At 58.9% G+C, this 19,068-nt stretch carries 14 protein-coding genes; 5 read left to right on the plus strand and 9 right to left on the minus strand.

Annotated elements, in window-relative coordinates; translation table 11 throughout:
* The first annotated feature begins 44 nt into the window (after window positions 1-44).
* On the plus strand, window positions 45-1,856 hold the full coding sequence (dnaX, locus tag U1A53_RS18085; protein ID WP_322283142.1) for a DNA polymerase III subunit gamma/tau: 1,812 nt from the start codon (window positions 45-47) through the stop codon (window positions 1,854-1,856).
* Between the two features lie 53 nt (window positions 1,857-1,909).
* Window positions 1,910-3,370 carry a peptide MFS transporter gene (locus tag U1A53_RS18090; RefSeq protein WP_322283144.1) on the plus strand — a complete coding sequence of 487 codons (1,461 nt, stop codon included), beginning with the start codon at window positions 1,910-1,912 and terminating at the stop codon, window positions 3,368-3,370.
* 109 nt (window positions 3,371-3,479) lie between these two features.
* On the opposite strand, the gene U1A53_RS18095 is transcribed toward U1A53_RS18090, so the two are convergent.
* From U1A53_RS18095 to dusB, 3 genes are all read right to left on the minus strand, one after another.
* On the minus strand, window positions 3,480-6,407 hold the full coding sequence (locus tag U1A53_RS18095) for a PSD1 and planctomycete cytochrome C domain-containing protein (protein WP_322283145.1): 2,928 nt from the start codon (window positions 6,405-6,407) through the stop codon (window positions 3,480-3,482).
* Window positions 6,408-6,494: 87 nt separating this feature from the next.
* Window positions 6,495-7,727, minus strand: coding sequence for a M48 family metallopeptidase (locus tag U1A53_RS18100; RefSeq protein ID WP_322283147.1), 1,233 nt, complete (start codon window positions 7,725-7,727; stop codon window positions 6,495-6,497).
* A complete protein-coding gene (gene dusB / locus U1A53_RS18105; RefSeq protein WP_322283149.1) occupies window positions 7,724-8,746 on the minus strand; it encodes a tRNA dihydrouridine synthase DusB in 1,023 nt (340 codons plus the stop codon). The genes U1A53_RS18100 and dusB overlap by 4 nt, the downstream gene beginning before the upstream one ends.
* A gap of 52 nt (window positions 8,747-8,798) precedes the next feature.
* On the opposite strand from dusB, the gene U1A53_RS18110 reads away from it, so the two are divergent.
* Entirely contained in the window at window positions 8,799-8,966 is a 168-nt protein-coding gene (locus tag U1A53_RS18110) for a hypothetical protein (protein WP_322283151.1), read from the plus strand.
* 63 nt (window positions 8,967-9,029) lie between these two features.
* Entirely contained in the window at window positions 9,030-9,929 is a 900-nt protein-coding gene (locus U1A53_RS18115) for a hypothetical protein (RefSeq protein ID WP_322283152.1), read from the plus strand.
* Window positions 9,930-9,956: 27 nt separating this feature from the next.
* On the opposite strand, the gene U1A53_RS18120 is transcribed toward U1A53_RS18115, so the two are convergent.
* The 3 genes from U1A53_RS18120 to U1A53_RS18130 form a co-directional block, all read right to left on the minus strand.
* Window positions 9,957-10,625: a segregation/condensation protein A gene (locus U1A53_RS18120; protein WP_322283154.1), complete on the minus strand. Its 669-nt coding sequence runs from the start codon at window positions 10,623-10,625 to the stop codon at window positions 9,957-9,959.
* A 135-nt stretch (window positions 10,626-10,760) separates the two neighbouring features.
* Entirely contained in the window at window positions 10,761-11,591 is an 831-nt protein-coding gene (locus U1A53_RS18125) for a hypothetical protein (protein ID WP_322283155.1), read from the minus strand.
* 46 nt (window positions 11,592-11,637) lie between these two features.
* A complete protein-coding gene (locus U1A53_RS18130) occupies window positions 11,638-14,631 on the minus strand; it encodes a c-type cytochrome (protein ID WP_322283156.1) in 2,994 nt (997 codons plus the stop codon).
* A gap of 482 nt (window positions 14,632-15,113) precedes the next feature.
* Between U1A53_RS18130 and U1A53_RS18135 the strand changes: the two genes are divergently transcribed.
* Complete coding sequence (locus U1A53_RS18135) at window positions 15,114-15,416, plus strand: DUF6804 family protein (protein ID WP_322283157.1); 303 nt, start codon at window positions 15,114-15,116, stop codon at window positions 15,414-15,416.
* Window position 15,417: 1 nt separating this feature from the next.
* Here U1A53_RS18135 and U1A53_RS18140 read toward each other — a convergent pair whose 3' ends face one another.
* The 3 genes from U1A53_RS18140 to U1A53_RS18150 are packed head-to-tail and all read right to left on the minus strand — an operon-like array spanning window position 15,418 to window position 19,059.
* Complete coding sequence (locus U1A53_RS18140; RefSeq protein ID WP_322283159.1) at window positions 15,418-17,064, minus strand: exonuclease domain-containing protein; 1,647 nt, start codon at window positions 17,062-17,064, stop codon at window positions 15,418-15,420.
* Between the two features lie 2 nt (window positions 17,065-17,066).
* Window positions 17,067-18,296: a hypothetical protein gene (locus U1A53_RS18145; RefSeq protein WP_322283160.1), complete on the minus strand. Its 1,230-nt coding sequence runs from the start codon at window positions 18,294-18,296 to the stop codon at window positions 17,067-17,069.
* 37 nt (window positions 18,297-18,333) lie between these two features.
* Window positions 18,334-19,059 carry a hypothetical protein gene (locus tag U1A53_RS18150; RefSeq protein WP_322283162.1) on the minus strand — a complete coding sequence of 242 codons (726 nt, stop codon included), beginning with the start codon at window positions 19,057-19,059 and terminating at the stop codon, window positions 18,334-18,336.
* Between the last annotated feature and the right edge of the window lie 9 nt (window positions 19,060-19,068).

A 19,068-nucleotide genomic window follows, 5' to 3' on the forward strand; every position in this document is an offset into this window, starting at 1 on the left:
GTGGAAGCTCTTGCTCAGGTGGGCACGTTCGCTAGCCTGACCTCGTGAGTTACCAAGTTTTTGCCCGGAAATACCGCCCCCAGACTTTCGAAGATGTGCTCGGACAGGACCATGTCGTGAGAACATTGAGGAATGCCATCGCCCAGCAGCGGCTGGCGCATGCTTATCTGTTTGTCGGGCCGCGTGGTACGGGAAAGACCTCGACGGCACGTATTTTCGCCAAGGCGCTGTGCTGCAAGGAGGGGCCGAGCATTGATTTTGATCCGAATGACGAGCTGTGCGTCGAAATCGCCGAAGGGCGCTGCATGGACGTGCTGGAGATCGACGGTGCGAGCAACAATGGTGTGGAGCAGGTGCGCGAACTGCGGGACAACGTGAAGTATGCCCCCTCGCGTTGCCGGTACAAAATCTACTACATCGACGAGGTACACATGCTGACGACCGGGGCCTTCAACGCGCTGCTCAAGACGCTGGAAGAGCCGCCGCCGCACGTGAAGTTCATCTTTGCCACAACGGAGCCGAACAAGATCCTGCCGACGATCATCAGCCGCTGTCAGCGTTTTGACCTGCGCCGCATTCCAAATGCAGTGATCGCGAAGCATCTGCTGCACATCGCGAAGCTGGAAAAGGTGAATCTGGATGAGAAGGCCGCATATGCGATTGGCAAAGGAGCGGAAGGCGGGATGCGCGATGCGCAGTCGATGCTGGACCAGTTGGTGGCATTCTGTGGCGAACACATCACCGAGCAGGACGTGCTGGACGTGTTTGGCTTCACTTCCGGCGAAGCGGTCGCGCAACTGGCGCGGCACATCCTCGAAAGCGACACCGTGGGCGCGTTGCGGGCTGTCTATGAGCAGAACGAGGCAGGCAAAGAGCTGGGGCGTTTCCTGGGAGATCTGATCCAGCATTTCCGCACGCTGTTGGTGCAGCAGGCCGATCCTGAGGCTGCGGCGGAAGATTTGAGCCCGGAGGTGATTGAGGAAGTCATCGCACAGGCTGGCATGGCCAACACGGAGCAACTGCTGCGCATCGTTGATGGTCTCGCGGAAGTGGACTCACGCATGCGCTGGGCCAGCAACAAGCGGCTGCATTTTGAACTCGGTGTGATCCAGGCGGTGCAGAGCCTCAATGAAGTTTCGATCAGCGATGTGATTGATGCGCTGGATGGCGGCAGTGGTGCAGGTCTGCCGAAGCAGGCACCGAGGACGCAGCCGACGGTGCAGGTGAGCCGTGCGCCAGATCCTGTGAAAGCCGTCGAACCGGTCAAGCCGCAAGCCGCCGTCGTGCGTGAGGAACAGCCTGCGCCGGTAGCCGCCAAGGTGGAAGAGCCAGAACCGGTGATGCCTGAGCCAGTGGAAGCAAAAGAAGCGGTGAGCGAGACGGATTTTTGGCCGCAATTGGTCACACAGGTGCAGGAACGGCGCCCATTGGCGGTTTCATGGTTGCAGGCCGGCACGATGCTCGGCATCACGCGTAACACGATCAAGGTGGGCTTTCCGCCGACGGAGAGTTTTGCCCGCGACAGCCTGCTGCGGCCTGCGCAGGTGAGTTTTCTCGAATCTATGGCCCAGGAACTTCTCGGCAAGCCGATGAAGTTCGAATTCGTGCTGGATGCGAGCTTGAAGCCGCCTGCGTTTTCCGAGATCGGCCTGGGATTGATGGATGATCCACCGCCCGCTGCCAAACCTGCGTCCACACCGAAGGCGGAGGCCAAACCCGCGCCGAAAGAGGAAGCAAAGAAACCTGCCGCAGCGGTAGAACCTGCGCCCGCCAAGGCCAGCGATGACTTTTACAACGATCCGCTGATTCAAAGCGCGATGGTGAAGTTCAAGGCGAAGCTGGTGCCCGCAGGCTGAGGAACCATTGGCGTTTTGAGGAATGCCGTCTTGGATGGCGGACTCCTCACGCCATGACTTCTGAACCCACCGGCCATCCCCGCGGCATCTACACGCTGTTCTTCACGGAAATGTGGGAACGCTTCAGTTACTACGGCATGCGGGCGTTGCTGGTGCTTTACATGGTGGCCGAAGTGCAACGTGGCGGCATGGGGTTGACGGATGAGATGGCCGCCGCGATCTACGGACTTTACACGGCGCTGGTGTACATGACTGCCTTGCCGGGTGGCTGGGTGGGGGACCGGCTTCTTGGGGCTAAATCGGCGGTGTGGTGGGGAGGCGTCATCATTGCCTGCGGCCATCTGGTGCTGGGCATTCATCGCACCGAGGCATTCTTCATCGGTTTGATCCTGGTGGCGTTCGGTTCAGGACTTCTGAAATCGAACATGAGCGCGCTGGTGGGCCAGCTTTATCCTGAAGGCGGCGCACGTCGTGATGCGGGCTTCACGTTGTTCTACATGGGCATCAATCTCGGCGCGTTTCTCGGCCAGATGCTCTGCGGCTGGCTGGGCGAAGGAGTCGGCTGGCGCTGGGGTTTTTCAGCGGCGGCGGTGGGAATGTTTCTCGGGCTGGTGCAGTTCAAAGCCACGAGCAGGCATGTGATGCAGATCGGCGAGCGCGTCGAGCATGCGGGGCAGAACGTGAAGCGTGAATGGATTTTGCTATGGCTGTCACTCGTGGCGGTGATCACGGTGGTCGTTCTGTGTGTGACCGGGGTGATTCAAATCGACGTGCTTGCGCTCGCCAAGAGCACGGCGTGGTTCATCGGTGGTGTGGCGGTGTTGTATTTTCTGTGGGCGTTCCTGTTTGCCGGACTCGACACCATCGAAAAGAAGCGGCTGGTGGTCATCGTCGTGCTGTTTCTCGCCTCCGCCTTGTTCTGGGCGGGCTTTGAGCAAGTGGGATCTTCGTTCAGCATCTTCGCGGAGCGGTTCACCATCCGTCAGTTTGGTTCGTGGGAAGTGCCGGCGAGCTGGGTGCAGGCGCTCAACCCCCTGTGTGTCATTGGACTCGCTCCCGTGGTGGCTGGTCTGTGGTCGTGGCTGGCGAGACGCGGGACATCGCCTTCTCTGACGACGAAAGTGTCCTGGTCGCTGCTCATGCTGGCCCTGGGCTTTGTGGTGGCGGCCATGGCAGCGCGGCATGCCCTCAGCACGGGACCGGTATGGCCCACGTGGCTGATGTCCGTCGTTGTGATTCACACGCTGGGCGAACTTTTCCTCAGCCCGGTCGGTTTGAGCGCGGTGACAAAGCTTTCGCCGCCACGGCTCACCGGTCAGATGATGGGCATCTGGTTTCTCGGCAGCGCCTTGGGCGACATTCTTGCCGGATTGCTTGCGGGCGAGGTCACTGGTGATGCCACGGCGCAAATGCCGGCGCGATTCATGGAGGTGGCAGTCACAGCAGGAATCTCCGGACTGGTGCTGCTGCTGCTGGCACGCTGGATCACCAAGTTGATGCCGGGGATCAAGTGATGGAGCAGAGAGTGTTCAACGCACTTTTCGATCAAGTGCCGCTGTGCGTTGAAACGAAAAAGCGGGTGGTTGAGACTTGCTCAACGCACCCGCTTTCGAGATTCGGGGATCAATGGTTGAAGTAGAACTCCTTGGAGTTCAGCAGCGCCCAGAACAAGTCTTCATGCACAGACTGGCGTGCGCCGGTGTCGCTGCCAATGGCCTGTTGGACGGAGGCCCATTCCTTGTCCTTCGGCATGCGGCCAAAGACGCGGAGGAAGAGGTCTTCGACGATCTCGCGGTCGCTCTTTTTGTCCTGGATCATCTTGGCGACGACGCGGCCCTGCTTGATGCGGTCGTTGACAGCGTCACCGTTCATCAAATGCAGCGCCTGGGAGAGTGTGGGCTCCATTTTGACCTCGCAGGAGCAGACGGACTCGCGTTTGGCACGGCCAAAGGTTGTGAGGAAGTAGTTCGTCACCGCACCGTCAGCGATCTGCACGGCACGGGCGCCGAGAGGCAGGCCCTGGAATTTGTTCGGCGTGTCGGTGATCTGAGAGATGGCGTCCAGCAGCACCTCGGCGCGCACACGGCGGACTTGAGCGTGGGAGAAGTTGCGTTTGTCGCCAGCGTTGGTCTCGTTGACCTTCGTGCTGCGCTGATAGGTCTGCGAGTTGCAGATGTCGCGCACAAACTTGCGCATGTCGTAGTTGTACTCGGTGAGCTTTGTTGCCAGCATGGCCATCAACTCGGGGTTGGAGGGCGGATTGGAGACACGCACGTCGTCAACGGGCTCCACGATGCCGGTGCCGTTGAAGTGCGCCCAAGTGATGTTGGAGATGTTGCGCGCGAAATAGGGATTACGCGGCGAGGCCATCCAGTCGGCAAGCACCTTGCGACGGTCGTCGGTAGGCTTGAGTTCCGGCGTGTCGCCGCCGAGGAACTTCGGCTTCATCACTGCCTGCGTCAGGAAATGACGGGATTCGCCGCCCTTGCTGTTGTACACGATGACCTCGGCAGGATCGTCCGTCTGCTTGCGGCCGATCTGGGCGAAGAAGGCTTTGAAGCCGTAGTAGTCATCCATGGTCCAGCGGTCAAAGGGATGGTTGTGACACTGGGCGCATTGAATACGCATGCCCATGAAGACCTGCGCGACGTTTTCGGTGAGCTTGAGCTGGTCGAGTTCGGTCTGGTAGAAATTCACCGCAGGGCTGGAGACAGTGCCACCAGTGGCAGAGAGCAGCTCGACCACGATTTCATTGATGGGAATGTTTTTGCCGATACGCTCGGAGAGCCAGTTGTAATAGAGCAGCGCGTTCTTGTAGAAAGGCGGCTGGTTGTTGTTGATGGAGGATCGGATCTGTAGCAGTTCGGCCCACTTCATGACCCAGAGTTCGGTGAACTCCTTGCGCTCCAGCAGTGTGTCGATCAAGGCGGCACGTTTGTTCGGATTGGCATCCGCGAGGAAGGCGCGCATCTCGGTGGCCTGCGGGTAGATGCCGGCGATGTCGATGTAGGCACGGCGCACGAATTCTTCATCTGTGCAGATGCCGGAGGGGAGGATGCGCAGCTTGTGCAGGTTCTCATTGACCAAGGTGTCGATGTAGTTGGTCTCGGCCAGTTTCGGACGTTCATACTGAAGCTGGGCAGGAATGACGAGAACCTGGGCGGTGACGGAATAAACGTCGAAACGGGCGAGCATGAAGGCCGCGCCGCGATCACCCGAGGTGACAAGGCCTTGCTTGTCGATGCTGGCGGTCGGGTCGTTGTTCGACATGAACAGGGCGAGATTGGTCACGTCGCGGTCAGTGCCGTCGGAGTAGGTGGCGCGGACGGTGATCTGCTGCGTGGCACTCTTGCCTTCCATCACGATCTGGTTCGGATAAACCTCGATGCCGGTGCATTTGGCCACGTCAGGCTTGTCATCCGGCGCACCGGCGGTGATCCATTCGACGAGCGCCTTGTTGTAAACGGAGTCGGGTTCAAAGGCCTGATTGCCGGAGTGCGGCACGGCACCGACGGCTTTTTCAATCAGGCTGCTTTCTTCCGGAATGGCGAGGTTGATGCGACGACCGGGCATCTCGCGTGTGATGCGAATGAAGTCGCCCGCAGGGTCCATGCCGAAAAGCGAAGTGCGGAAGCCGTCCTTGCCGCGTGCGGCACCGTGGCAGCCACCCTGATTGCAACCACCGCGCATGAACACCGGCATGCAGTCGAGGCGGAAGGAGATCAGGCGATCTTTGTTGCCGTCTTTGACGGTCACAACGGCTTTCGCGGTCTGCCCGCCGATGGAGGCGATGATTTCCGTGCTGCCTGCGTCGGCCACGGGCGTCAAAGTGAGATTGTTGAGCGCGGCGACCTTGCTGTCGGCGATCTTGAGATCGCAGACACCGGTGACGTCCTTGGTGGTGGCGTCCTGGAAAGTGGCGAGGACGACGACGCGGTGGCTGTCACGCTTGGTTTCCAGAGAATAGCTGCCGGGCAGGATTTCGAGACGCTTGAGCGTGGGCAGCTTCTTTTGCAGTTCGGCCAGCGCCTTGCGCTGCTCAGGGGTCTTGTAGTTGAGCACCAAGCCCTGCGGCCACTTGGCACCTTCCGCAACCCAGCGCTTCAGCACATCAACTTCGTTCGCGGCCAGCGGTCCGCCCTTGGGAGGCATGATGTCATCATGATCCTTCGGCAGGGCGATGCGCTTGACGATTTCACTCTTGTCAGGCTGTCCGGCGACGAGTCCTGGGCCAGTGTCACCGCCTTTGAGCAGAGCAGCCGCCGTGTCCATCAGCAGCTTGCCTTTAATCTTGTTTGGATTGTGGCATTCGAGGCACTTGTTCTCGAAAATGGGCTGCACATCGCGGATGAAATCGACTCCAGGAGCAGCAGCGGGGGCAGGCGCCGCAGCCACCACCGGGGCTGGCGGAGTTGTGGCGGCTGGCGCTGCGACGGCAACGGGAGCAGACGCAGGTGCGGCTGGAGTTGCAGGCGCGGGATTGGCCAGTGCCAAGGCGCTGTAGGAGGTGAAAGCGAGTGTGAAGAGAGAAGCTCGCAGAGGGCTTTTCATGGGTATGTTTGGGGTGTTGTGAGAGGCTACGCCCTTGGGGCGGCACATTTATCAAACGTGCGAAAAAACTACGGTGATGATGGCAATTCACCCCTCCAGCGCCGCCAGCCTTTGGCCGATGGGCGGATGGGAGTAATGCAGCCACACGGTCAGCGCATGCGGATTCGGGTGCGTCAGATGATCCACGGACAGTTTTTTTAGACCTGTCATCAATGGTTCGGCTCCGCAAGCCGCTTTGGCAAAGGCATCGGCCTGAAACTCATGCCTTCGGCTCAAGGCGCTACTGAGCAGGCCCAGAAGCAGGCTGGCGGGAGAGTAAAGAATGCTGAACAGCACCAACCCGAGCCCCAAGGGCATGCTGGCGACGCCAAACGCAGCGAAGAAGCCTGGCGACTGCAACGCGGCATGCAGCAGGTAAAACATCAACCCACTTTCCAGCAGACCCAGCACGAGCTGCTGCGGCACATGGCGGCATTTGTGATGGCCGATCTCATGCGCCAGGATCGCCTCCAGCTCCGCCTGCGTGTGTTTTTCAATTAGGGTGTCGAACAGCGCGATGCGCTTGTTCTTGCCGAAGCCGGAGAGAAAGGCGTTCGCCTTGCTGGAACGGCGTGAGCCATCCACCACCGACACATCGACCACCGGAAACTTCAATCGTGCGGCCAGCGCCAGCAATGCTTCACGCAGCGGGCCGTCTTTGAGTGGTTGGAACTTCAAAAACAGCGGCATCAGCAGGCGTGGCGAAATCCAGGCCATCACGATACTGAATCCTGCGACCGTGAGCCAGGTGTAAAGCACGGCGTGCTCCTGCGTCTGGAAAAACCACAGGATCAGCGCCAGCAGCGGTCCGCCGAGCAATGCGGTCAGCGCCAGCCCTTTGAGGCGATCCTTGATGAAAGTGCCGACGGTGGTGCGGTTGAAGCCATACTCGGCTTCGATCTTGAACGTGTCCCAGGCATCGAAAGGCAAGGACAGCACATTCTGCCCAAGCATGAGCAACCCGATCACGCCGACACCGGTCTGAACCGCATTCCAGCCCCAGCCAGCGCTCCAGCGCTCCAGCCAGCCGAAACCACCACTCCACCAAAACACGATCAACACTGCCAGCGAGGTCGTGCTGCGCAGCAGATCGAGCTTCGCTGACGTGCTGGCATACTCGCCGGCCTTCTGCACCGTTTCGTCCGAAAAGATCTCCTTCAACCGCTGCGGCAGCGCATGGCGGAACTGCGCGAGGTTCAGAAACGTGGCGATGATTTCGAGATGAAACAGACCGAGAACGCCGACGAGGGCGGCGATGAACCAGGGATTGGAGAACGTCATGCGAGGGAAGGGGAGTCTTGAGAAGCGTGTTCGTGGCTGTGCGTGGCCTGATGATCGAGATACGAGGCAAAAATATCCTCCAACTGCATCACGCTGCCGATCTGTGAGAAGTGCTGGCGCAGCCATTTGCCGCCGGGAATCGACTTCGTGTAGTTCATGAGGCGGTTGCGCATGGAGCGCATCGTTTGTTGCTCTTCCATGCGCACGTTGCGCTCGATGGCCAGCTTGCAGTGCCTGCGCATGAAGTTGAAGCGCTCTTCGACGCTGGCGTGCGGCGAATGCGTGCCGGTGGCGAGGTAATGCTTCGCTTCTTTGAACACCCACGGGTTCGCCATCGCGGCGCGGCCGATCATGATGCCCTTCACGTTCGTTTGAGCGCGACGAATCTCCACGTCAAGACCGCTGGCGATGTCACCATTGCCGATAACCGGAATCTTCACTGCGTCGGCCACCTGTCCGATGACATCCCAGTCGGCGAGGCCGGTGTAACCTTGCGCCCGTGTGCGGCCATGCACGGCGATGGCCTGCATGCCGCAGTCTTCGAGGATGCGGGCCACTTCGACGGCATTCACATGATCCGCGTCCCAGCCGATGCGCATCTTCGCAGTGACGGGAATAGGCACCGCCTTGGCCACCTCACGCGCCACGCTGGCCAGCAGTGGGCAGTCTTTGAGCAGCGAGGAGCCGCCGTTCTTTGCCACCACCTTGTTTACCGGGCAGCCGAAATTGATGTCGATGAAGTCCGGCTGCTTCCAGTCGATGATTTTCCGCGCGGCTTCACCCATGCGCACGCCGTCGGAGCCGAATAGCTGCACACCGAGCGGGCGCTGCTCGTCATCGAAGTCCGTGTAGTGCCGCGTGCGGTCATCGCGTTGCAGGATGCCCTCGGCGCTGACGAACTCGGTCACCATCACATCCGCGCCCTGTTCTTTGCACAAACGGCGGAAGATCACGTCCGTCACCCCGGCCATGGGGGCCAGATAGAGGGGAAAGTGGTCGTTGTTGAGCCAGGGAAGCATCTTCGATCATAGCCGCGCTGGCACAGTGCGGCAAGCCGTGTCACATTTCCTGATGGCAAGACGCCGCCGCTTCCGCAAACCGCTTCTCCCCGGCCTTTGGACCGTGGTGGCCGCGCTTGCCCTGATCGGCAGCATCGGCGGCCTGTTCTGGCTGCTCGGCACGGCCACAAAGCTCAGCCGCGTGGCTCCGCCTGCTCCTGCGGTGGCGAAGGGGAAGTAGGTTTAACTTTACACGCCACACCCGTATGGGGTGAAATAAGCTCAGGATGCAAGCATGCTAGGCATGCTGCAGCTCATCCAGCAAAAGTATGCCATGTACAAACACCTCCTTTTGATCTTCGCCATTGCCCTGCCATGCGCTGCCCAGCAGCGTTCTGCGCCTCCCAAATTTCTGCAAAGGAGCGAGGTTGTGAATTTCATTTCCCAAAGACATGATGCTGGAAAGACAGTGGTGTTTGTCTCACGCGACGGCAAAATGTATGGTATGGATTCGGACTCAGTCATCAGCTTCGAGCCGGATGGAAAGGTCGTGCTGGGAGAGTATGGAGTCGGCATTGCAGGCTACCGGGGAACTTATCAGGTGGCCAAGGATGGAAGTGTTTCGATTGCTCTAAAGGGGTATGTTGCCAAGTGGCCGGATATGAGGTTTTCGAACGAACTCGGGAAAATGAGGCTGTATGCGCATAAAGACGGAGACGGGTTCGTGATGGGCGACCGTGGCGGGGCTTTTGAGAGCGGCAGCATGAAACGATTTTGGCCATTTCTGCTCGTTGATGGCGGGAAAACCCCGGAGGTCACGCCTGTCTGGTCTGGAGGCGAGGTGAAAATGTTCGTCAGTCCTCAACTTCCCCAAGATTTTCAATGGCAAGGCAAACAGGCTAAGTTTCGTCTGGATTTTACCATATCCCCGGAAGGCAAAGCGTCCGTGGAGAAGCACTGGACCAGGGAATTGAAAGGAGGTCAGTACGAAGCTAGTGACTGGAGAATGCATGCGGTGAAGGCCGCAATCCAGGCTGTGGAGAGCTGGACTTTCAATCCTCCCGCTGAGGACGGGAAGTTGGTGGACAGGAGAGAGAGCTGGAACTTCACGGTTTCCAACGTGGATGACAGCATCCGCTGGATCATTCAGGATGATGTCAGCACTGTTTTCGACAACATGCCGAGGCGTCCGGTCGATAATTGAGTCCAAGACTGATTCCAACCCTGAATCCTACACCGCAGGCCGCACCACGACGATCTCGCCCAGCAACTGCTCCTGCTCCACTTGCAGGTGGTTGAGTTTGATCAGCTCCAGCATCGCCAGGAAAGTCACGATCACCTCTCCACGGCTGGCGGCATCGGTGAACAGCTCCTCAAACTTCATCTTGCCGCCCACCGGCATGATGTTGAGCAGGTACTCGATCTTGTCGGCCACCGTGTAGCGGTCATTGACGATCTCGCGGAAGTCGCTCGCGTTCTCGAAGCGCTTCAGGATGCGCTGGAAGGCGCGGATCAGGTCAAAGATGCCCACCTGGCCCAGCGTCTCCACCGGGGCGTCGAGATCGGGCAGTTCTGGCGTCGTGACGAACAATTCATCGCCCTTCACCTCCTGCACGCCGAGGAACTGGGCGGCCTCCTTGAATTTCTTGTACTCCATGAGCTGCCGGATCAGCTCCCAGCGCGGATCATCCTCCTCGGCGTCTTCTTCCGGCGGCTGCACGTCCTGCGGCAGCAGTTCGCGGCTCTTGATGTACATCAAATTGGCCGCCATCACGATGAACTCGCTCGCCAGCTCGATGTTCAGCGCTTTGAACGTGTCGATGTAATCGAGGTACTGCCGCGTGATGCGCTCCAGCGACACGTTATAAATGTCGATCTCCTCCTTTTTGATCAGGTACAAAAGGAGGTCCAGAGGGCCTTCGAAAATCTCAAGTCTGACTTTGTAGTCGGTATCTTCCACGCGCCGAGATAGACCGGAGAACCGGCCAAGGCAACCCGGGAGGACGAGTATTCTGCCCGGCGGGTGTTTCCGGCCTTAGCGCCTGACACCTTTCCGCACCGCGCCCACCAGCAGCACCAGATTGCGAACGAATTGCTGGTTCGCCTCGGCGAAGTTTGCTTTGGGCCGTCTCTGGGGGTCCATGCCCTGATTCATCCAGCCGCTGCCGCCACCCAGCGCGATCACCCAGCCAAACCCATGCGGCACCACGGCCAGACAGGGCTCGTCGCCGAGGAAGGCCAGCGCGAGCGCTTTGCGATTCGTCAGCTTCAAGGTCGTCCCATGACATGGGTAAAGCATTTCCAGCTCATGCAGCAGCGGATGCTCGCGATCCTGCTCCAACTGGGACGGGCGGATTTGTGTCCCTGGCACCGTCGCCGGCCGGTCATTGAAGGTCATGCCGAACTGCGTCAGCAGCGGATTGTAAAAGGGCAGGGCTTCTCCTTTTCCAAGTTCGGCACTGCCGGCGATCACCAACAAGAAACCACCGCGAAACACATGGTCCTCCAGCAGCTTGAGCATCTCGGGTGAGAAGGCCTGCGGGGTCATGTTGCCGCTCAGCCTGCCATTCAGAATGATCAGATCATAGGGCTTCAGTCCCTCCTTGCTCAGGTTCTCGGGGCTGCCAAACACCGTCGCGGAGTCCTCCACCAGCGCCCCCTCCTCGCCCAGCACGGTCTTCAGAATGAGCTGGCTGAAATTGAAGCGCAGGTCCTTCAGGGTGGCCTCATGGTGCATCGTCTCCAGCAGCACGCGGATCGCCGGCTTGTTTCCTGTGGCGGCGGCAGGCTGCTCCACTTGCGCATCAACGGCCTCCGGGCTGGCAATCCACGCGACGGCCAAAAGCATCAATCGGACTCTTTTCATGTCAGCCATTTTGATCTGGCCACCCCATCTCTGTAAAGCCTGTTCATCATTTCCGCCTCAGCCTCACTGCCCGCACATCCGCCAGTTCCTGCTTCAACGCTCCTTCCGGCCGCATCAGCAGGGATTGCACACCCGCCTTGAGCTTGATCGTGCCCGCTGACTGCTCTTTGAAGCTCTCATAGCCGCCCGTGGCCTGCACCACACCTTTCACACTCGCGTTTTCGGCCTCGACGACATACGCGTCGCCAGCGGAGGCTTCATCTGCCGCCAAGGTCACCAGCACCTCGTAGTCCCCCTCTGTCGGCACTCGGATCAACCACTCCGCCATGTCCGTGTCGATGCGCCAGGGCGCGAGCACATTCAGCGAGGGACGATAGGCCAGTTTCTGGCCGTAGGTCTTCGCCGCGCTGGCAGGAAGCAGCAAAACGCCATCCGCATCGGCCTGGATCGCGTTGCCGTCTTTCACATCCACCTGCATGAGCGTGTCCGCCGTCCAGGGCATCTTGCGTGTCTTGGTCTGCTCACGCACCGCCGCCACTTGAGCGAATTCAATGACACTCGCTTCATTGCCCCAGGCATTGCGCACATAGCTGAGCACATCGGCCAGCTTCGAGTCATCCAGCGCCGGATTCGCGCCCTGGCCGGGCATGGCAAGGTTCCACTTCTGCCGGTTCACCTCGATCTCACCATACAAGCCATGCAAAGCGATGCGGATGAGCCGCTCCGGCTCGCCCGTGGCCCACTCGCTCTCCGCCAACGGCGGTGCCACGTTGGGGATGCCGTAGCCGGTCGGTTGATGACAAAGACCGCACACGCTTTGATACACCAGCGCACCACGCTCGATCTGCTTCTGCGCGGCAGCGCTCAGCGGTTGCTTGCGGTTCAAAGTCACCACGTTCTCCGCACCCGGCCACGTCAGGCACATGCGCAGACGCTGGAGCCGTTCACGCGCAGCAATCTCGCGATTCGTGGCCAGTTCATCGAGAAACTTCGGTTTCTCCGTCAGCGTCACCGGCTTGATCTGGCGTGGATCATTCGGTTGTGTCGCCAGAAGGCCATCCACCAGCGCCTCGCGCTGCCAGTTCGCCACTCGCTCGATGCGAGTGACTACCGCACCATGCTGATCGTCCATGCAGATGAGTTGGGTGAGCAATCGCAGCGTCTCGCGCCGATGTGCCGACTCCTTCTGCCAATCCTCACGTTTCAGCAGCAGATCCAGCATCGCCGTCTCCGCGCCATGCAGCCCCGTCATCACCGCGATGCGGTTCAAGTCATCCTCATGATGCGTCAGATGCTCAGCAAGGAGCGGCAGCGTCTTGCGATCCCCCTTCGCGCTGATCGCCAAGGCGGCGTGGAGCTTCACGAGAGGATCTTCATCTGGGTTCAACAAGGAATAGAGCCGTCCTCTGCTGAAGCGGGCTACCGCAGCCCGCACTCGCACATCCTCATGAATGACGGCCATGACGAGGTGCTCCTCTTTCAAGGCCTTCAGACCATCCAGTGTCCAAAGCGCATGCAACATCTGCATGGCCGGTGGATTCACCTTTTGAATCACCTTCTCCAGCAGCGGCACCGCCGCTGCATCTCCGCGCTCCACCAGCAGCCGCTGCGCCGTGTTCCGCTGCCACCCATTCGGATGTCCGAGCGCTTCCACCAACTCTCCATCACTCCATTTCTCCATTCCGACTCTCCGCTCTTTGCCCTCCGCCCTCGGCGTGTCACTCACGATCCGCCAGATGCGCCCGTGATCATTGCCTTCGTAGAGTTTGCGCTGCTCGATCTGCTTCGTCAGCCACGGCACGATGAAAATAACGTGCTCGATGATGCCGTGATACATGTCGGCAAGATAAAGCGCGCCATCGGGACCGACGCGGGCATTCACCGGGCGGAAACGCTCGTCGGTGCTGGCGATCAACTCCTGTTCAGGCGGAAAGAAGCGCGTCGCTTGTGGAGCGATGCCCTTCGTGAGCTTCAACGTGCCGACCAAATGTCCCGCCGAGTCCGGCACGAACACGTTGCCGTGCATCTCTGGTGGAAACTGATCCCCATCGTAGTAGCAGGTGCCGGACACGATGGTGTAGGTGCGCAGGCGGCCATCATCGCGCAGCTCCAGGGCCCCGAGCGTCACCGCCGGTGTCACGCGGATGGGAAAGCACTCCGCCGCGTCCTTTGCCACGTTCACATTCACGCCGAAGCTGCCACGACCGCCACGCTGAGCCAGCTTCGCCAGATTCGGATGCCGCAGGATCACCTCCGCCGGGAGCAGGTCCATGTGCATGGCGCTGTTTTCGTAGCAGGAGATGAAGCGACCCGTTTCATCAAAGCTCACGCCGAATTGTCCGCGATGCAGCGTCGGCTCGTCGATGAGTTTGCCGTCCTGCCATTGATAGCGATGCGGCCAGTCCGCGCAGTGCAGCCAGTTGTCGATGCCTCGGCGCAAGCCATTCGCCGTGTGCTGCGGATTCCCACCCACGCCCATCGTGCCGACTTCGGTGCGCTGGTCGCAGCGCAGATCGCCATCTTTGTCCTCGCAGAACCACAGCTTCGGTGGCTCCTGGAGCAGGATGCCGCCCTTCACGAAGGCAAAACTGCGCGGCATCACCAGCTTGTCGAGAAACACCGTGCTCTTGTCCGCCTTGCCATCACCATCCGTGTCCTCCAGCACCACCACGCGGCAGATCGGATCGCCCTCGCCGCTGCCCTGCACATCGCGCATGTAGCCTTGGTATTCGACCACCCAGATGCGCCCCGCGGGATCAAACTCAAAGAAGATCGGGCACTGCACCATCGGCTCACACGCCACCAGCTCCGCGCGGTAGCCCGGTGCCAGCTTGAACGTCTTCGCTTCGTCTTCTGCCGAAAGCACCGGCGCAGGCGGCACCTGGATGCGCTTCAGCAATGCCTCGCCCTTCTCCCAGTCTGCCCAGCCGGTCAGCGCCGATGGGGGACGTGATCGCGGACGATCGGCGGGAACCGTGCCGGTTTGTGCGAGGACTGGTTGGGTGAGCAGGACAACGAGCAGAAACGAGCGGAGCGGCATGACGAAACTACGCACCCAGTCGTGGCGGCCTTCCCTGGTCTCTATCGTCTCTCCTGAACACTCTGGCCACGATGTGAGGTTATGTTGCCCATGATGTGAGGTCATATTGCCCACGACATGGGGTCATGTTGCCCACGATATGGGGTCATGTTGCCCTCGACATGGGGTCATGTTGCCCTCGACATGGGGTCATGTTGCCCACGATATGGGGTCATGTTGCCCACGATATGGGGTCATGTTGCCCACGATATGGGGTCATGTTGCCCGCGATATGGGGTCATGTTGCCCGCGATATGGGGTCATATTGCCCGCGATATGGGGTCATACTGACCAAGATATGAGGTCATATTCGGCAAACATGAGCTCATCTTTGAGAAAAGGAGGCTGAATCCACCCCTTGTTGCGACTGGAGGCGGGGTTGTTGAGATTTCAGGGCCAGCCGCTTGCTGGGCACTTCCGTTTGGAGTAACCCAACGAACACCATGCAACCTCATCGCCTTGCCCCTTTGGTAGCCGTGGCTGCTTTCATCGGTGCAGCATCGTTGCCTTACGGCTACTATCAGTTCTTGCGGGTCGTGGTCTGTTCCTGGGCTGTCTGGGCGCTGGTAGAATCGTGGAAGACGGAAAAGGGCGTTATGCGGTGGCTCTTGATTGGGATGGCTCTGCTGTTTAATCCCATTCGCCCCATGCATTTCACCAAAGCGGTCTGGGCATGCATGGACGTTGCCACAGGTGCGGCGCTTCTATGGTATTGGAATCGAGGCGCTACGAAACAGCGGGAATAGATCATCCAGGCACTGATGCCTCATCACCGCTTAGTTCGATGATCTCCTCCTTCAGCCGTTCCGCCTCCGCCTTGAGCTGTTCTACTTCCTGGGAGATGCCTTCAGCCTGCTTCGCAATGATCTGGTCAAACGCTTCCGGCTCCTGTTCGATGATCTGATACAACTCGTAGCTGGTGCTTTCTTTGAGCGCAGCGGTGGCTTCGATGACGGCAATAATTTCGGCCTCCAGGCTGTGGAGGAGCTTTTGCAGTTGGTCGAGTTCGTCCGTGTCACCGAGATCAATCGCCGTCCAGCCCTGGCGCAGGATGTAGCCGGCGGGATCATCGGCAATCTGTCGCAGCGTCTCCAGATCGCCGCTGTCTTTGGCCGTGTTGATGGCTTCCGTCAGCTTAGTGTAGGTCGTCTGCTTCTCAGGATCATCCGCGAAGCGGTCCGGGTGAAACAGCTTCACCAGCTTGCGCCACAGGATCTTCACCTCGGATTCCTCCTCGTCGGACAGCCGCCGCTTGGATTCCATTTCGGCTTCTGTGTCCTTGTATTCCTGCTGGGTGCGGGCATCGGCCTCATTGTATTCATCACGCACCCGTTCCGCTTCTTCCTCGCCCTCACTGAGCAGGGTGTTGAGAAAGGTGCGGCGATAGCTCACCACCAGCCGCAGTCGATCGCGTTCTTCAAAATGTCGCCGCAAGCGCTGGAACACCCTGGCGTGCAGCGCGGTGACGTGGTTCTTCTCAGACGTGTAGGCGGCTTCCAACTCTGCAAGACGGGCGCGAGAGGTGGCGATCAGGCCACGCAGCCGCTGCAAGCTGGGGTGAACGTAGATGATGATCCCTTCGGCGTGCGTCTCGGCATCCGGGCTGGCTTCATCGTCCTCGGTGGCAACAAATAGCGCCTCGTCCGCATCGCGCGGCCCTTTTTCAAGTTCGCGCAGATACCAGCGGCCCATGCCCGCGCTTTTCGCATTGGTGGAACCCGCCAGCCATTCCAGCCACTCGCGCAGTTCGGGATTCTTGCGCGCATCGTGGATGGACTTGCCCTTGTGCTTCCCGAAGGTCAGACGCGAGGGATACCATTCCTCATGTGCGTAGTCGGCCAGCTTCTCCCAGGTATCCAATCCGCGCTGTTTGGCGATGAGGCAGAGAACCTGCGTAAATAAATCTGCCACCGTTAGTACATCACCCAAAGCACTGTGCGCGCCGCGCTCTGGCAGATGGTAATACTGCCGCAGGGTTTCCAGCTTGCAGTTGCCCGCAGGCACCGGATCAAGCAGACGATGAGCCAGACGCAGCGCGCAAAAGCCAGCACTGCCGATGGGCGCGATCTTCAAACGTGCCCACTCCGGCTTGAGCACCTGCTCCAGGTCGTAGTCGAGGTTGTAGGCGACGAGGGGGAGGCCGTTCACATAGTCAGCAAAGGCGGCATGGACCGCAGCCGCAGGCTCACCGTCGCGTTCCAGGATTTCGCGGGTGTAGCCATGCACGCGCGCGGCGTCCGGCGGGATGTCCACGTTTTGGTTGAGCAGCTTGCGGAACGGCTCACCGATGGGTTCCCAGCCCCGCATCCGTTGCGCTGCCAGCTCCACGACGTGAATCGGTGCGGCAAAACCGGTCGTTTCGGTGTCGAGGATGATCCAGTCGGTGTGCTGCATGATCAGAAGTGCTGGTCGGGGCGTTGGATCAGGCGGGTTTTGTCCTTGTCGTAAGAGAGATTTTCCAATTTACCCAACGGACGGATGTCCAATTCGGTGAATTGGTTGTTTTCACAGAATAGGTTTGAGAGCAGCGGAACAGGGGAGAGATCAAGAGTACGCAGGTGATTGTGGCTGCACGACAGCCTCGTGAGCAAGGGAACGACAGAAAGATCAAGCGAGCGCAGTTGATTGTGGCCGCACGACAACTCCGTGAGCAATGGAAGTGCGGACAGATCAAGCAAAGTGAGTTGGTTTCTATCGCATTCAAGTTCTGTGAGTAGAGGAACATCTGCGAAGTCTAGTTCGGTGAGTTGGGGACTATTGCTGTAACACAGCGATGTGAGCTGAGGAACAGCAGAGAGATCAAGCGAACGCAGTTGATTGCTGCTGCACGACAACCTCGTGAGCAACGGAACGACAGAGAGGTCAAGCGAACGCAGTTGATTGAAATCGCACCACAGCTCCGTGAGCAACGGAACGGCGGCGAGTTCAAGCGAACGCAGTTCATTGTGACCGCACCCCAGCTCCAAGAGCTGAGGAACCACAGAAAGATCGAGCGAAGTCAGTCTGTTTGTAAAGCAGTATAGTTGCTTGAGCATCGGAACGGATGAGAGATCCAGTTTCGTGAGATAGTTGCTGGTACATGATAGGTAGTTTAGCTGTGGAACGGTTGAGAGATCCAGGCTGAATAGGCCCATGGTGTCACATGACAGATCTTGAAGATCCGGCAGCGGAAGAAACAAGTGTTGTGCCACCGGCATATATCCCCACTCCACATGGAATTTGATGGATTGAATCACAAGCCCATTCACCCATTCAAAGGACTTCAGCGGCATCAAAAGCATATCCCAGCCAAGCCGTAAGATACGCCCGTTCGCAAATTGTGTGATTGGTTTCGGAATAAGCCGATCCAATTGTGTGTTTGGTTTTGGAATAAGCCGATCCATCACCGTCTCAGGCTCCAATTCAAGAGCTGTCGCCCAAAGCAAAATCTGCCGATAATCGGGCTCGCATAATTCATGTTCGCCGATCCTGAATCGGGCAACCAGTGCCGCGCTCGCATTCTCGGCGGTTCGTGACAAAGCCAACGCCCCGCTCACCATCTCCGCCACAATCCGTCCGCCCTGTGGCCGCGCAAGCGCAAGGCCGCTGCCAGGATGGAGTATGAGTGGCAGCTTTTCGTCGGGCATGAATGGGAGCTGATTTAGAAGTGGGCAGGTGCATGCATCAAGCGGAACTGCTGGTTGAGTGAATATTCGACCCTTGCGGCAAAGTTGAGGCGTTTGAAGATGCTGACTGGCCGATCTTCGGCCACCAACGAGTCAAGAGATTGCGAATTACACAAGACCTCAGTCCAAGCAGTACTTGTCGCTTCCGACTGGGATGGTGTTCGATGGCAATCCCTGCCAGCGAACGCAAACCATCATTCGAGTATCGAAAAATCGGGCCGCCACTCATACCCCCTAGTCGTCTAATATCAAAGTTTGGTGGCAGGCTCTTTTTGATTTCTCCCGGCTCAAACATCAATGGCAAATACCAGGTCGGATGCGCCCGAGTTTGCCGAGTTTGAAACTTGTGGGTCTTCTTTGCGGGAAATTCTACCGCATTTGCTTCAAGGGTTCCGTTAACCGTGTCCACCTCATTATGATGTCCTAGAAACCCAAACACTCCAAAATCATCGGACAAATCTTCTGCCATCGGACCTTCGATGGCACCTTCTGGAATAAATAATGTCCGCGCAGAGAGGTTTGCGACCTCGTTTGGCTGGAGCAAAACGACCGCAAAATCCACCGGATCATTCACGCGGTCGACTCCAGGTGGAAGTTGGGTTGTAAGAACTGATCGGTCGATGTGAAACACCTGATTACCACCCACAAACAGATTGTGCGCGCCCTCCTTATCAAAGCAGTGAGCGCAAGAGATCATCAAATGTTCATCTTGGTATTGGATCAACGTCCCCGT

Origin of the sequence: Prosthecobacter sp. (assembly GCF_034366625.1) — a bacterium.
Classification (GTDB): domain Bacteria; phylum Verrucomicrobiota; class Verrucomicrobiia; order Verrucomicrobiales; family Verrucomicrobiaceae; genus Prosthecobacter.

What these genes read in the sequence shown, in the direction of transcription:
- U1A53_RS18090 (WP_322283144.1), top strand. Translation starts at nt 1,910, where the DNA reads ATGACTTCTGAACCCACCGGCCATCCCCGCGGCATCTACACGCTGTTC.
- U1A53_RS18095 (WP_322283145.1), bottom strand. Translation starts at nt 6,407, where the DNA reads ATGAAAAGCCCTCTGCGAGCTTCTCTCTTCACACTCGCTTTCACCTCC.
- U1A53_RS18100 (WP_322283147.1), bottom strand. Translation starts at nt 7,727, where the DNA reads ATGACGTTCTCCAATCCCTGGTTCATCGCCGCCCTCGTCGGCGTTCTC.
- dusB (WP_322283149.1), bottom strand. Translation starts at nt 8,746, where the DNA reads ATGCTTCCCTGGCTCAACAACGACCACTTTCCCCTCTATCTGGCCCCC.
- U1A53_RS18110 (WP_322283151.1), top strand. Translation starts at nt 8,799, where the DNA reads ATGGCAAGACGCCGCCGCTTCCGCAAACCGCTTCTCCCCGGCCTTTGG.
- U1A53_RS18115 (WP_322283152.1), top strand. Translation starts at nt 9,030, where the DNA reads ATGCTGCAGCTCATCCAGCAAAAGTATGCCATGTACAAACACCTCCTT.
- U1A53_RS18125 (WP_322283155.1), bottom strand. Translation starts at nt 11,591, where the DNA reads ATGAAAAGAGTCCGATTGATGCTTTTGGCCGTCGCGTGGATTGCCAGC.
- U1A53_RS18130 (WP_322283156.1), bottom strand. Translation starts at nt 14,631, where the DNA reads ATGCCGCTCCGCTCGTTTCTGCTCGTTGTCCTGCTCACCCAACCAGTC.
- U1A53_RS18135 (WP_322283157.1), top strand. Translation starts at nt 15,114, where the DNA reads ATGCAACCTCATCGCCTTGCCCCTTTGGTAGCCGTGGCTGCTTTCATC.
- U1A53_RS18140 (WP_322283159.1), bottom strand. Translation starts at nt 17,064, where the DNA reads ATGCAGCACACCGACTGGATCATCCTCGACACCGAAACGACCGGTTTT.
- U1A53_RS18145 (WP_322283160.1), bottom strand. Translation starts at nt 18,296, where the DNA reads ATGCCCGACGAAAAGCTGCCACTCATACTCCATCCTGGCAGCGGCCTT.